This window comes from Bradyrhizobium icense (assembly GCF_001693385.1).
GTDB classification, from domain to species: Bacteria; Pseudomonadota; Alphaproteobacteria; order Rhizobiales; family Xanthobacteraceae; genus Bradyrhizobium; species Bradyrhizobium icense.
The window spans coordinates 5,420,744-5,434,667 of record NZ_CP016428.1 but is presented as its reverse complement, the minus strand read 5'-3'; the positions used below and the strand labels follow the sequence as shown (position 1 = coordinate 5,434,667).

The window sequence follows — 13,924 nt, the reverse complement described above, 5'->3', positions numbered from 1 at the left end:
GACGATGATGAGTCCCAGCTTAAAACGGTTGCCCGCACGAGACCTCGCGCCCTGCTTGTGGCGGATGAGGTGGTGACATTATCATATGGAGTAAGAACAGTCTGCAGTTAAGCTTCGACTCGCGAGCTCTCCGAGTTCTGAGCGCTTATACCAAGTGTTTCTAGTTTATCATCAATCGCCGTGCTCTCTGCCTCGTGCGTCCAATCTCGCGCATGGCTCAAACTAGCATTTCCGTAGCCGAACACGCGGCCAGTATAAATCTTCGCATTGGCCTGAGATGGCGCAGGATTTCGGCTACTGGGGTGGCCACATTGATCGAATTCAGCGCTGGCGGGCAAGGATAATATTTCCGTGAAGAACAAGGGGCCTTGTCGAAAGGTCGCCAGGTCAAAAACGCAGGTGGAGGAAACAGTGAGTCAACCGCAGACGCCTCATGCATGCATATCCCTGCAATTGCGACTGCGCACGCAACTGCTGCAATCCGTCAAGAGGAAGATCGTGGTCTGGTCATCGACGGGCGCCGCGGTAGCGGGAGGGCCAGGACGCAAGGGAGAGCGAAGAGGGTCGATGCCAGTCACGAACAATGCCTTTGTGAAGTTTTCCGAGATCCAGAAGACCTACGACGGCGAAACGCTGGTCGTTAAGAACCTCAATTTGGCGATCACCCGGGGTGAGTTCTTGACCATGCTGGGACCCTCCGGCTCCGGCAAGACGACCACGCTCATGATGCTCGCCGGCTTCGAGGTGCCCACCCAGGGCCGGATTTTTTTGGAGGGGCGCTCGATCAGCAACATGCCCCCGCACAAGCGCGACATCGGCATGGTGTTCCAGAACTATGCGCTTTTTCCGCACATGACCGTGGAGGAGAACCTCGCCTTCCCACTCAAGGTCCGCAAGCTCGGCAAGGCGGAGATCGAGCCCAGGATCAAGCGGGCGCTCGACATGGTGCGGCTCGGCGCCTATGGCAAGCGCCGGCCGGGTCAGCTTTCCGGCGGCCAGCAGCAGCGCGTCGCGCTTGCCCGCGCCCTCATCTTCGATCCCAAGCTTGTGCTGATGGACGAGCCGCTCGGCGCGCTGGACAAGCAGCTGCGCGAGCAGATGCAGCTCGAGATCAAGCATATCCACGAGGATCTCGGCGTCACCGTGGTCTATGTGACGCACGACCAGAGCGAGGCTCTGACCATGTCCGACCGCATAGCGGTGTTCAACGACGGCATTATCCAGCAGCTCGCCTCGCCCGCCGAGCTGTACGAGCGGCCGCAGAACGCCTTCGTCGCCCAGTTCATCGGCGAGAACAACCGGCTGCACGGCAAGGTCGTGGCGATGAATGGGGCGACCTGCAACGTGGAGGTTGCGGGCGCTGCCAACGTGCAAGCGCTGGCGATCAATGTCGAGGCGGTCGGCCGGCCGACCATACTGTCGTTGCGGCCGGAGCGCGTGAAGCTGAACCCGCCGCCGGGTTCGCTGCCCAATGTCTTCAGCGCGCAAATCGCGGAGGTGATCTATCTGGGCGACCACGTGCGTATCCGGGCTTCGGTCTGCGGCCATGATGATTTTGTGATCAAGCTGCAGAATTCGGAAGGCGTGGTGCAGGCCAAGCCGGGGGCTGCGATCACCATCGGCTGGAAAACCGAGGATTGTCGGGCGCTCGAGGCGTCTTGACGATGACCGAGGCCTCGCGCGCAGGGGCGGGGCAGGTTTTTGACAACGCCGCATCCCATCCGCGGGCGGCATAGCGGGAGAGAGTAGAAGATGAGGAAGTCATTGAGAATCACGTGCGCGCTAGCCGCAATCGGCCTGCCAGTGGTGGTGCTTGCGCCGGCAAAGACTGCCTTTGCGGGCGATCAGCTGACGGTCGTCTCCTGGGGCGGTGCCCTTCAGGCGGCTCAACGTAAGGCCTTTTTCGAGCCTTTCACAAAGGCGACCGGGATCAAGATCACCGAGGACGAGTACAATGGCGAGGCCGGCAAGATCCGGGCCATGGTCGACTCCAAGACCGTGAGCTGGGACGTGGTCGTCGCCGGTTCGGGCTCGTCCATGCAATTGTGTGCCGAGGGCATTATTGAGACGATTGACTGGAACAAGCTGGGCCTCGACCGGGCCAAGTTCATGAGTGGCGACAAGCACGACTGCGGCGTACCGACGGAAGTCACTGCCTCGATCATCGCCTATGACAAGGATAAGCTGCCGAACGGCCCGAAGACCATCGCCGATCTGTTCGATATGCAGAAATTCCCTGGCAAGCGCGGACTGTGGAAGTTTCCCATGTTGAATCTCGAATGGGCGCTGATCGCCGACGGCGTGGCCGTCAAGGATGTCTACAAGGTGCTCCGCACGCCCGAAGGTGTCGACCGCGCCTTTAGGAAGCTCGACACCATCAAGAAGGATGTCGTCTGGTGGACGTCCGGTGCCCAGCCGCCGCAGCTACTGGCCGACGGGCAGGTCGTCATGACCGCCGCCTATAACGGTCGCATCTACGATGCCAACAAGAACTCCGGCAAACATTTCGAGATCATGTGGGACGCCGCGCAGCTGACCTTTAATTTGTGGGCGATTCCCAAAGGCAGTCCGAGGCGAGACGACGCCTACAAGTTCATCGCCTTCGCAGCTTCGCCCCAGGCGCAAGCTGACCTCACACGCTACATCCCCTACGGGCCCGACCACAAGGACGCGATGGCGCTTGTCGATCCGGCGATCTTGCCCAATCTTCCGAACGCGCCCGACCATATGGCCAATGCTTTGGAGTGGGACGCTGTTTTCTGGGCTGACAAGGGCGACGACCTGCGCCAGCGCTTTGCCGCTTGGCTCGCGAAGTAACACCAGAGGAACGAATGGCGGGGAGGGCTTCCGTTCTCCTCGCCTCCAATGGACCAGTGAGAGAGGAATCGATGGTGACCATCGCTGCCCAAATCGCCGGCCGCTTCGACGGCGTGCCGCTGCGAGCCCAACTGCAGCGGGTCGCGCGCCGACGCAAGCTGACGGCTTTTACCCTGGTGCTGCCGCTTCTGTTGTTCATCCTGATCGCCTTCGCCTTGCGATTGGCCGGAGATCTCGACGCGGTCTATGACGATACGCACTTCTCTCCGACGATGACGGCGCTCAGCGTTGGGACAGCAAGGACTTGCCCGACGAGAACGCCTATGCCTTTCTCGGAAGATATCAAGCAGGCCTGCCGCAGCTTAGCCTGATTGAACGATCCGAGCGACCACTACGCGGTGGCACGAAATCCGAATTCGTGCGAGCTCGGTGGCAATACGCAATTGTGCGTGAAAGCTTCGCAAGCCCCGAGGCAGACACAGAATTTCGGCAATGTCCCGCCCGGAATAGGGGAAATTCGGCTCTGAAGCGTCCCTATTTTCGCACCATTCACGCTCCCTCGGAAGGCCTCGTGGCACGGCAGACAACCAGCTCTCTCGCAATCCTGGACCTAAACCATGGGTTGCGGCTCGGCGCGCCGGCGCCCAAGCCGAGGCGTGGATCGCTGATGAGTTCGGCTGCTTTAGATTTTCCTGTCATCTCGGAAATTGTTCGCATGCGCGGCAGCCCCGTGGTCGTGCGGGGCGACGTTACCGCGCTCCGGCGTGTGGTCGAGGAAGACGGATTCGCACTAGTTTCAACGGCGGCTTCTCCATCCGGAATCAGCGATGGTGGCCGCGAGGTCATGTGCGTGATACCGGCGTTGCTCCGCCAGCTGTCGACGGCCGCTAAGCCGCTGCGGTGTTTTCGCGCCGAGGGCGCGGTTCGTGCCGGGGCATCGGCGGCAGCGTCTTTTAAACTCCCGATCCCGCAATTGCCGATGGACATTCATCATGCCGGTGCACTCAGCGGACTTGAGGCCAGCCCATGAGCGCCTTCCGCGGACCTGATCGCATCCGCAGGGTCGCCTGCCTCGGGACAGGATTGATCGGCGGTGGGTTCGTCGCGCTCTTTCTCGCGCGCGGGCTTGACGTGATCGTGTGGGACCCAGCGGCAGACGCCAGGGACCGTCTTGACCAACTTCTTGCGACGGCCTGGCCCACGATGGAGCGCCTCGGCGCGCGCGCCGAGGACCGCGGCACCCTGAGCTGGGCGAGCACAGCGACTGAGGCCGTGACAACGGCAGATTTTGTGCAAGAGAACGCTCCCGACCGGTTAGAGCTGAAGCGAGGTCTGTACAGCGCGCTCGAGCCCCTGGTGCCAGCCGACGTGGTCATCGCCTCGTCCACCTCGGGGTTCACCGTCGCTGACCTCCAGGCCGGAGGGCTGCACTCGCCGCGCGTGGTGGTCGGACATCCGTTCAACCCGCCTTATTTAATCCCGCTGGTGGAGGTCGCCGGTGCGCCGCATACCAGTAAAGAGGCGCTCGCTGCTGTAGAAGCGTTCTACCAGTCCATCGGAAAGATCGTGATCCGCATGGATCACGAGATTCCGGGCTTCATCGCCAATCATCTGCAGGCTGCGCTGGAGCGCGAGGCTATGCACCTTGTGGCTGAGGGCCACGCGACGCCCCAGCAAATCGATGCTGCGATCGTGCACGGTCTCGCCCCGCGATGGACGGCGGTCGGTCCCTTCATGGTGCGCCATCTGGCTAATGTGGCTGGCATCGGTGCCTATTTCGAGCGCTTCCCTCTCGGCAGTGAGTCGCTTCTATCCCACCTTCGACCCCCCGAGGGCACGCCTAAGCTTATTCAGGCGATGGAAGAGGGGTGTCGCGCCATGGCGGCTGATCGCGACAGAGTCGCCCTTGCGGCCGCGAGGGACCACATGGTGATCGAGATAATCCTCGCGCAGCGCCGCGCGAAAATTTCGGAACACGGCATCTGACGAACCCCGAACCCAAGATCGGCCCTTTGTCCCGGTAAGATGATCGTGATCTGCGCCGTCAGGGGGCAAAAACGTCGTCGTGGCCGAACGCTCGTGCATTCCCATGTGGTCGCGGCCGATCGCATGGTGGTCGAAAACGCTACTCGTCCAACGCCGGCTGGGGCTCGACCTCACGGCAATAACATAGGAGCTCTTGATGTCCCAGAAAGTCATCGTCACCTGCGCAGTTACCGGTGGGGGGGCTGCCGTCCTCGCGAAACATCCAGGCATTCCCAAGACGCCCTCGCAAATTGCGGACGCAGCGCTGGAAGCTGCGAAAGCCGGCGCTGCGATCGTTCACATTCACGTCCGCGATCCAGACAGCGGAGCTCCATCGAACCGATTCGATCTCTATGAACAAGTCGTCAAGAAGCTTCGTGACTCGGCCACTGATGTCATCATCAATTTGACGTGCGGAATGGATGCCGAGCTCGTGCTCGATTCTGTTGAACCAATAAAAATTGGCGAAGCGACGACCCTTAAGAATCCTAGGGGACGTTGTCTCCATGCCATCAGACTTCGGCCAGAGATCAGCACCTTGGATTGCGCTACGATGGCGTTTGGAGAGCGTATTTTTGTTGCGCGCATGTCGGATCTGCGAGAGATGGCGAATCTTATGCGAGCCGCCGGTGTCAAGCCCGAGCTTGAATGCTTCGATCTGGGCCACATTGAAACCGCCAAGAAGCTCATCTCAGAACACGTGATTGAGGATCCTCCCCTCTTCCAATTCTGTCTCGGCACGAACAATGGTGCTCCTGCTACTCCCCTTGCTCTACAGGCGATGCGAGAGCTTCTACCTAAAGAAGCGTTGTGGGGTGGGTTCGGCTGCAGCGTCGATGCAATGCCAGTGGTTGCCCAGTTGGTCGCAATGGGCGGGAATGTCCGGGTAGGGCTGGAGGATAACATTTACCTTCGACGTGGCGTCCTGGCATCCAACGCCCAACTCGTTGACAGCGCGGTTGGCATCATTGAGCGCATGGGCGCAAGCGTCGCCACACCGGCTGAGGCACGGGCAATTCTTGGAGTCGAAAAGCGCGGATAACCGTTGTCGGATTCCCGCATGGGATTATGCCTTGCGGGACTCTCGGCCCTCTAAAAATCTGGCGTCATTGGTCATCATCGTCGCCGGAGGAGCGCAACGAGCGGATAAGGCGTCTGGCAAATTGCGATCAATCCTCAGTAGCTCTAATGGAAATTGTTGCTGATGCGATCAAACGCTTGCCACGATGCACATCCGCGAACTGCAGTGGACGCCGCCGCGACCCGCTTCTGCATGGCAATGGCTTCACCGAGACTGCCCAGCTGGTTGCAAATATGCGCTACGTCAGACTTGCCAACGAACGGCCCATAGCTTTGGCTCCGACTCTGCAGCCGTGATCTGTCGCTAAAGCCAGGCAATGACTCGGCTTAGAAATCGCGGAAAGCGGCCTCATCTTGCAGAAATTATCCGATTCAATGCGGGCTTTGCGGTCTTTGTGCGTCAACGCATTCTAAATATCTGGCTCTTGTCCTCGGCTCCGTTGTTCGGGATGCCGATCATCACCTACGGCGGCTTACTCGCTCGGAGGAACTGATCAGCGAGGAAGCGAATAGAATTCAAAGCCAAAGGGTGTGACGTGGATAAAGTGGTCAAACTCGAACATCATGACGTGATTGCCATTGTCACGATCAACAATCCTCCCGTGAATGCGCTGAGCGCTGCAGCGCGCGGCGGTATCCTGGAATGCATGAACGCCGCGATCGCCGATCCCGAGGTGAAGGCGATCGTTCTGACCTGCGCGGGCCGCACCTTTATCGCGGGCGCGGATATTACCGAATTTGGCAAGCCGCCGAAGCCGCCGGGGTTGAATGAGTTGCTGGCGGCGTTGGAAAACTCGCCAAAGCCTATCGTCGCTGCGATCCACGGCAACGCTCTGGGTGGAGGGCTGGAGCTGGCCTTGGTTTGCCATTTTCGGGTTGCAGCCGAAGACTCCAAGTTCGGCTTACCAGAAGTTAAGCTTGGGATTTTGCCCGGTGCTGGCGGTACGCAGCGCCTGCCGCGCGCGGTGGGACCTGAGCTCGCGGTTAAGATGATCGCTGGCGGCGAACCGATTTCCGCGGCTGAAGCGCTGGAGAGCGGCCTCATCGATGAGATCGTCCAGGGACCTGCCTTGGGCGGCGAAGCGTTCGCACGCAAGGTACTGGCCGAAGGGCGCCCGCTGCGCAAGCTCCGCGACGACGACTCCCGCCTTGCAGCCGCCAAGGCCGACCGCTCGATCTTCACCAACGCGGTCGCCACTATGACCAAGAAGTCGCGCGGCTTGCAGGCGCCGTTCGCGGCCGCCCACGCGGTCGGCTATGCCATCGACTTGCCGTTTGATGAGGGTCTGAAGAAGGAGGGCGAGGACTGTATGAAGCTTCTCGTCGGTGACCAGTCCAAGGCGCAGCGCTATGCCTTCTTCGCCGAGCGGCGAGCGCAGAAGATCCCGGACGTGCCGGCAGATACCCCAACCCGTCCGGTCAAGAGAGTGGGCATCCTGGGCGCTGGCACGATGGGTGGCGGCATCGCGATGAATTTCGTCAATGCTGGCATCCCGGTAACGATCGTTGAAATCAAGGAGGAGGCTCTCGACCGCGGCCTGAAGGTCATCAAGTCGAACTATGACCGCACTGTCGCGCGCGGCAGGCTCACAGCCGAGCAGGTGGACCAACGCATGAGCCTGCTGACCGGCTCGACCGATATGAACGACCTCAAAGACTGCGACCTCGTCATCGAGGCCGTGTTCGAGCTAATGGACGTTAAGAAGAACGTCTTCAAGAAGTTGGATGCCGTCTGCAAAGCTGGGGCAATTCTGGCCACCAACACCTCGGCCCTAAATATCGACGAGATCGCCTCGGTGACTAAGCGGCCGCAGGACGTGATCGGCCTCCACTTCTTCTCCCCAGCCAACATCATGAAGCTCCTCGAGGTGATCCGCACCGGCCAGACGGCTAAGGACGTTATTGCTACTTCGATGAGGCTCGCCAAGCAGATCGGTAAGGTAGCAGTTCTAGCAGGCGTCTGTCCCGGCTTCATCGGCAACCGGATGCTATCGAAACGCGAGCGTCAAGCGAACAAGATGGTGCTCGAGGGCGCAACGCTCTGGGACGTGGATAGCGCGCTCTACAACTTCGGCTTTCCCATGGGCCCATTCCAGATGAATGACCTCGCGGGCCTGGACATCGGGTGGGTGAAGGAGAAGTCGACGAGCTCCACCCTGATCGAGGTGTTGTGCGAGTTGGGACGCTACGGCCAGAAAACTGGCGCTGGTTACTATGACTACGACGAGAACCGAAACCCTAAGCCGAGCCTCGTGACCGAGAAGATCGTCAACGAGCTTATCGCTAAGTCGGGCAAGAACAAGCGCGACATCTCGCACCACGAGATCCTGGAGCGCTGCATCTACCCGATGATCAACGAGGGCGCGAAAATCCTCGAGGAAGGTAAGGCAATCCGAGCTTCCGACATCGACGTGGTGTGGGTGAACGGCTATGGCTGGCCGGTCTACCGCGGAGGCCCCATGTACTATGCGGACCAGATCGGCCTTGATAAGGTCCTATGCAAGATGAAAGAGTTTGAGGCCAGCATGGGCAGTGACTTCGAGCCGGCTGCCCTCCTGGAGAAGCTGGTCGCGGAGGGCAGGAAATTCGGCGACTTGGGCTAGCCTTGATAGGCCTAGCTTCCCCTAGCAAATCCCCCTGCACGACTGGATCAACTGTGGATCGTTGATCAGCCTATCTTCGATTGACCGGGGGTACTAGCAATACGTGTTCCACATCGACAGTTCGATCTTAGGTAGTAGTCGATCATGCGTGCCATCGCGCACAGCGTGTGGGACATTGTCCAAGCTGGCTTGGGGCTTGTTCACGGTGTCACGATCTCCGTATGCAAATCCAGGGCGCGGCTGTTGAACATGCAGGCCTTCCAAGCGCGTCCGCATGTCCGGCCCCGCTCGGCGGGAGAGGGGAGTTCTAGTCACCGTGCATATCCGTCGGTTCGGAGTTGGTGGCGCCAAGGGGGCTCGCCATTTACGCGCGTGGGGGCCGGATATCTTTTTCTCGGCCTTGCTTGCTACCAGATCTCGATTTGAGATGATGAGATATGGAAACTGAGGCTAACCGGTTATCGAACGGCCGAGGCGTCAAGGGAAAAGCCTTGCAAGGCGTTGAGCTTTCACCGAAGGCAACGGAGTAGCAGCGCTCTCTGCATCGGAGCCCCGAACTGGGCTTTCGTTTATAGAAAGCGGCGCGATTGGTCGTTGAAAAACTGCCATCCTTCACCGTCCACAATATCGAAAACAGCTATCGTAGTGGCCAATGTCTCGTAGTCGCGTTCACAGCCGTCGCCGGTTCTTCTCGCCATCGGGAGCCGCAGTGGCTCACTTCCAGCTCTATCAAACCGCTCAGTGGCCGTTTGTCAAAATATTCCCCGACGACTGTGGCCTGTATGCGCGTCGGTAAGTTTCGAAACCGGTACAAGGGGCGGCTCTCTCGCATAATTCCTGCAACGCAGGGTTATTTTTTGCCGTCGGTAGGCGCGAGCGACAGCTATAGTTTTGGTTAGAACGAAATATCAGCTCGCTGCGAACGGCGCTGATGCCTACTGTAACTTGAAGACAATCTCATCAACCTGCTAGAGCCGGGTCACTTCCTAATCGTGCATGATTGATCTCCTGTTACCGGAGCGCGCGGCTCTGAGCGGGTGCATAGCGCGACCGAGGCATCGGGTGAGCGGTCGGCGTCAGCACTCAGCTGGCGCGACTTTACTGCAACCGGTGCGCGGAGCGGCGATTGACGGCGGCTTGGTGTAAATCAACCGGCGAAGCTATTCGCAAGCATGTCGAGTGACTCGGGAATGGATCTGAAGTTTTCGAAAATCGAACGAAGCGGCGCGATCACCATCGTTACGGTGTCGCGGCCAGAGGTCTTGAACGCGGTCCACTACGAGGTCAGCCTCGAACTGGAAAGGCTATTTGATTGGTTCGCCGCCGATCCTGATCAATGGGTTGCAATCGTCACGGGTGCGGGTGAGAGGTCGTTCTGTGCCGGAAACGACTTGAAGTGGCAGGCTGCCGGCGGCAAATGGGGTAAGGTCAGGTCGGGCTTCGGTGGCTTGAGCACGCGCTTCGACTGCGACAAGCCGATCATCGCGGCCGTCAACGGCTACGCCATGGGCGGCGGCTTCGAGATGGCGCTGGCTTGCGACCTCATTGTGGCAGCCGAGAATGCGGTTTTCTCATTACCTGAGCCGCGCGTGGGTCTTGCGGCTCTGCCGAGCGCCGTGCTGCTTCTTGCGCGAGAGATCGGCACAAAGCGGGCTATGGATCTGATCCTCACGGGTCGGCGCGTTTCGGCGCGCGAAGGGCATGCAATGGGTTTCGTGATTGAAGTAGTCCCACAGGGCCAGGCATTGTCCGCCGCCTTGCGGTTGGCGGAGGCGATTTGCCGCAACTCGCCGATGTCCATCCGCGCGTCGAAGCAAGCGCTGCAACGCGGCATCGGTATGCCGATCGAGCAGGCGATCGCCGAACAACCCGATTACCCGGCGGTGAAGGCGCTTAGCGAATCGCAGGACTATATCGAGGGACCAAAGGCTTTCGCGGAAAGGCGTGCGCCGAAGTGGGTGGGGCGATGATCGGGTTAGGTGGAACCATGTCGTTACTTCCGCTTTCCGGCTTCAAGGTCCTGGACCTAACGCGAGTGCTCGCGGGGCCATTGTGTGCACAAATGCTCGGTGATCTCGGCGCCGACGTGATCAAGATCGAGCGTCCGGTCACAGGCGACGAGTCGCGCAGTTACGGTCCGCCAACACTGGAGGACACCGAAGGGAAACCGACAGACAACACTTCTTTCTTTCTGTGCGCCAACCGCAACAAGCGGTCGGTTACGGTCAACCTCGCTGCTCCCGAGGGCCAGGAGATCGTTCGCGCGCTCGCAAAGGAGAGCGATGTGATGATGGAAAATTACAAGGTCGGCGACTTGAGGCGCTACGGTCTGGATTATGAATCGATCCGCAAGGTCAATCCGGGCATCATCTATTGCTCGATCACCGGCTACGGCCAAAACGGACCTTACGCCGCGCGCGCCGGTTACGATGCGGTCTTTCAGGCCGGGACTGGTATCATGAGCCTCACGGGTCACGCCGATGCCGAACCCGGCGCCGGGCCGATGAGGATCGGGCTGGGCCTTATCGACTACGTGACAGGCCAGAACGCGGCGATTGCAATCCTGGCAGCGCTGCACCACCAAAGGGCCAGCGGCCGGCAGGGCCAACATATCGACATCTGCCTTTTCGACACCGCGATGGCCTCGCTATCGCATTTGGGGCAGCAGTATCTCGAAAGTGGCGAGCAGCCTCCACGGTACGGCAACGGCTCGTCGGGTAACTGGCCCAGCGGCGTGTTCCGCTGCGAGGACGGCGAACTGATGCTCGTGCTGGGCAACAACGGGCAATTCGCGCGTGCCTGCGCCGTGATGAGCCTGGAACATCCGGGCGACGAGGTGGCGGACCCGGAGGCAGTGAGGGCGGCTTTCGCGGCGCGTTTCGCTACGAACAAGTTGGCCCACTGGCTTGCAGAGCTAGGCGCGGCCGGCGTACCTAGCGGGCCGGTGAACGATCTTGCGCAAGCATTTGCAGATCCGCACGCGCGTGCACGCGGCATCCAGGTGAAAGTGCCTCATCCTCTCGATCCTTCGCTGACGCTCATCCGCAACCCGCTCACATTCTCGGCCACCCCGGTGAAGGAGTATCGTTATCCACCGCGGCTCGGGGAACACACGCAGGAGGTTTTGTCATCAGTACTTGGGTATGACGAGCGGAAGATCGGCGAGTTGAGGCGCAGTGGGGCCATCTAGCCCAACTTGCGACAATTTGTACGAAACTGACATCTGACAACAATCTGGTCAATGAGACTGAGCCAAACCACATTCGGATCTGCGGCTGAGATCAGGCGCTGTTGTTGAGCAAGATCGCTGCTCATGTTCGGCAAGCCCCACGATGTAGCCACGGCGAAGGGGTCGCAGAAGGACTTTCCTCTCACGCTGCGAATTGCGCACGCAGCTTACACCAACTAACGCTACTGGAGATCGCTTATGAACGATGCCGTCATCGTTTCCACCGCACGCACGCCGATCGGCAGGGCCTATCGCGGCGCGCTCAACGTCACTGAGGGCGCCACCCTGCTGGGCCACGCCATCTCTGAGGTGGTAAAACGAGCCAATGTCGATCCTAAGGAGGTTGAGGATATCGTCATGGGCGTGGCCATGCAAGAAGGCGCGACAGGCGGCAATATTGCGCGCAAGGCGCTGCTCCGCGCGGGGTTCCCTGTGACCGTCGGTGGGACCACCATTGACCGGCAGTGCGCCTCGGGCCTGCAAGCAATCGCGCTTGCGGCGCGCTCGGTGCTTTTCGACGGCGTTCAGATCGCGGTTGGTGGCGGCGGCGAGTCAATTAGCCTCGTCCAGAACGATAAGATGAACACCTTCCACGCACAGGATCCGGCGCTCGTGGAGATGAAGGGCGAGGTCTACATGCCCATGATCGACACTGCTGAGGTAGTAGCAAAGCGTTACAGCATCTCGCGCGAGCGTCAGGACGAATATTCGCTCGAGAGCCAGCGCCGCGTCGCCTCCGCGCAGCAGGGCGGCAAGTTTAAGGACGAACTCGCGCCAATCACCACCAAGATGGCGGTAACCGACAAGGCGACCGGCGCAGTCTCCTTAAAGGAAGTGACGCTGTCCCAGGACGAGGGGCCGCGTCCCGAGACGACGGCCGAAGGCCTCGCTAGTCTCAAGCCCGTGCGGGGCGAAGGTTTTACGATTACTGCCGGCAATGCGAGCCAACTATCTGACGGCGCTTCCGCTTCCGTGATCATGAGCGACAAGGAGGCGGCGAAGCGTGGCCTCCATCCTCTCGGGATTTTTCGTGGCTTCGTGGTACATGGCTGCGAGCCGGACGAGATGGGCATTGGCCCGGTCTTTGCGGTGCCGCGACTTCTCAAGCGTCATGGCCTGAAGGTCGATGACATCGACCTCTGGGAGCTCAATGAAGCCTTCGCCGTGCAGGTGATCTATTGCCGCGATAAGCTCGGCATCGATCCTGAAAAAATCAACGTCAATGGTGGCGCGATTGCGGTCGGCCATCCCTACGGCATGTCGGGCGCGCGGCTGACTGGTCACGCCCTGATTGAGGGCCGCCGCCGCAAGACGAAATACGCCGTTGTCACCATGTGCATTGGGCACGGCATGGGCGCGGCTGGCCTGTTCGAGGTGCTGCAATAAGTCGCCAGAGACAAATGAAAGCTTCGATGGATCTCAGCTCACGGAAAAAATCAGGCGTTCAGCGGTGGCAAGTGCCGTGGTCGAACGTCCTTCCGAAAATGCTTTTGAGGCACTAATTGAGCGGCTCCTCGTAGAAGCCTAGCTTGTGGCCGATACGAGTACGCCACTAAGGACAGAGTGTGCGGGCCATGAAGTCGGTTCGACGTTAGCTTCGTCATCTACAGCTCCAAGCCCTTATATCCGTCAGTCTACATGCTGTCGGGTTCGTTTTTCTGAGTGATCCATAGGATAGGCATTGTGCTGAATTGCTGATCCAAGTTTTCGTTGGAGACGTAGGCTTTAGATGAAGCAGCGCTTAATGCGGCTGGGCCTAGATCGAATCCTTGCCACCGCGCGGTCGCGAAGCGCTCATCGGGGGCGCTGACCAGCGCGCGAACTTAGGTATCGTGCATATGCTCAGGAGCGGTGCTCGCCGGGGTAACTGCCCACCCGAGTACGCTCCGTACACGCGATCTAAAACCGCTTCGATCGCCGGAGCCGGCACGGCATCTCGCTATGCATCTTCGCGGCCTTTGCGGGGACAGCGCAGTGTAGGAACGGCCGTCGTCGACGCCCACATCAAGGCGCACCGCTCGGCGGCTGGCTAAAACGAAGAGCTTTCGCGCTAGCCATCGGCACATCGTGCGGCGGACGGACTATAGCAAGCTCCACGGCCCAACAGACGCCCGGGGGCGGCCGCGCCTGATCATGCTGTCGGCCGGCAACATTAACCACATGACCATGC

10 protein-coding genes are annotated in these 13,924 nt (G+C 60.1%); all 10 read left to right on the top strand.

What is annotated here, in order from left to right:
• Positions 1–567: 567 nt before the first annotated feature.
• Positions 568–1,662 (top strand): ABC transporter ATP-binding protein, encoded by a 1,095-nt coding sequence (locus tag LMTR13_RS25535; RefSeq protein WP_065730208.1) that lies wholly within the window; start codon positions 568–570, stop codon positions 1,660–1,662.
• Positions 1,663–1,752: 90 nt separating this feature from the next.
• Positions 1,753–2,817: an ABC transporter substrate-binding protein gene (locus LMTR13_RS25530; protein WP_065730207.1), complete on the top strand. Its 1,065-nt coding sequence runs from the start codon at positions 1,753–1,755 to the stop codon at positions 2,815–2,817.
• A gap of 71 nt (positions 2,818–2,888) precedes the next feature.
• Complete coding sequence (locus LMTR13_RS25525; RefSeq protein ID WP_065730206.1) at positions 2,889–3,188, top strand: hypothetical protein; 300 nt, start codon at positions 2,889–2,891, stop codon at positions 3,186–3,188.
• Between the two features lie 296 nt (positions 3,189–3,484).
• Positions 3,485–3,847 (top strand): hypothetical protein, encoded by a 363-nt coding sequence (locus tag LMTR13_RS25520; RefSeq protein WP_156795785.1) that lies wholly within the window; start codon positions 3,485–3,487, stop codon positions 3,845–3,847.
• Positions 3,844–4,803: a 3-hydroxyacyl-CoA dehydrogenase NAD-binding domain-containing protein gene (locus LMTR13_RS25515; protein WP_065730204.1), complete on the top strand. Its 960-nt coding sequence runs from the start codon at positions 3,844–3,846 to the stop codon at positions 4,801–4,803. The genes LMTR13_RS25520 and LMTR13_RS25515 overlap by 4 nt, the downstream gene beginning before the upstream one ends.
• A 196-nt stretch (positions 4,804–4,999) precedes the next feature.
• Positions 5,000–5,884, top strand: coding sequence for a beta-keto acid cleavage family enzyme (locus LMTR13_RS25510; protein ID WP_065730203.1), 885 nt, complete (start codon positions 5,000–5,002; stop codon positions 5,882–5,884).
• Positions 5,885–6,458: 574 nt separating this feature from the next.
• Positions 6,459–8,525 (top strand): 3-hydroxyacyl-CoA dehydrogenase NAD-binding domain-containing protein, encoded by a 2,067-nt coding sequence (locus LMTR13_RS25505; protein WP_065730202.1) that lies wholly within the window; start codon positions 6,459–6,461, stop codon positions 8,523–8,525.
• Positions 8,526–9,715: 1,190 nt separating this feature from the next.
• Entirely contained in the window at positions 9,716–10,495 is a 780-nt protein-coding gene (locus tag LMTR13_RS25500; RefSeq protein WP_065730201.1) for an enoyl-CoA hydratase-related protein, read from the top strand.
• A 17-nt stretch (positions 10,496–10,512) separates the two neighbouring features.
• Positions 10,513–11,715, top strand: coding sequence for a CaiB/BaiF CoA transferase family protein (locus LMTR13_RS25495; RefSeq protein WP_065730200.1), 1,203 nt, complete (start codon positions 10,513–10,515; stop codon positions 11,713–11,715).
• Positions 11,716–11,952: 237 nt separating this feature from the next.
• Positions 11,953–13,140 carry an acetyl-CoA C-acyltransferase gene (locus LMTR13_RS25490; RefSeq protein ID WP_065730199.1) on the top strand — a complete coding sequence of 396 codons (1,188 nt, stop codon included), beginning with the start codon at positions 11,953–11,955 and terminating at the stop codon, positions 13,138–13,140.
• Positions 13,141–13,924: the final 784 nt, after the last annotated feature.

Bases quoted from the DNA above. Each gene is read 5' to 3' on its own strand.
- LMTR13_RS25525 (WP_065730206.1), top strand. From the start codon at position 2,889: ATGGTGACCATCGCTGCCCAAATCGCCGGCCGCTTCGACGGCGTGCCG.
- LMTR13_RS25520 (WP_156795785.1), top strand. From the start codon at position 3,485: ATGAGTTCGGCTGCTTTAGATTTTCCTGTCATCTCGGAAATTGTTCGC.
- LMTR13_RS25490 (WP_065730199.1), top strand. From the start codon at position 11,953: ATGAACGATGCCGTCATCGTTTCCACCGCACGCACGCCGATCGGCAGG.
- LMTR13_RS25510 (WP_065730203.1), top strand. From the start codon at position 5,000: ATGTCCCAGAAAGTCATCGTCACCTGCGCAGTTACCGGTGGGGGGGCT.
- LMTR13_RS25495 (WP_065730200.1), top strand. From the start codon at position 10,513: ATGTCGTTACTTCCGCTTTCCGGCTTCAAGGTCCTGGACCTAACGCGA.
- LMTR13_RS25530 (WP_065730207.1), top strand. From the start codon at position 1,753: ATGAGGAAGTCATTGAGAATCACGTGCGCGCTAGCCGCAATCGGCCTG.
- LMTR13_RS25535 (WP_065730208.1), top strand. From the start codon at position 568: ATGCCAGTCACGAACAATGCCTTTGTGAAGTTTTCCGAGATCCAGAAG.
- LMTR13_RS25500 (WP_065730201.1), top strand. From the start codon at position 9,716: ATGGATCTGAAGTTTTCGAAAATCGAACGAAGCGGCGCGATCACCATC.
- LMTR13_RS25515 (WP_065730204.1), top strand. From the start codon at position 3,844: ATGAGCGCCTTCCGCGGACCTGATCGCATCCGCAGGGTCGCCTGCCTC.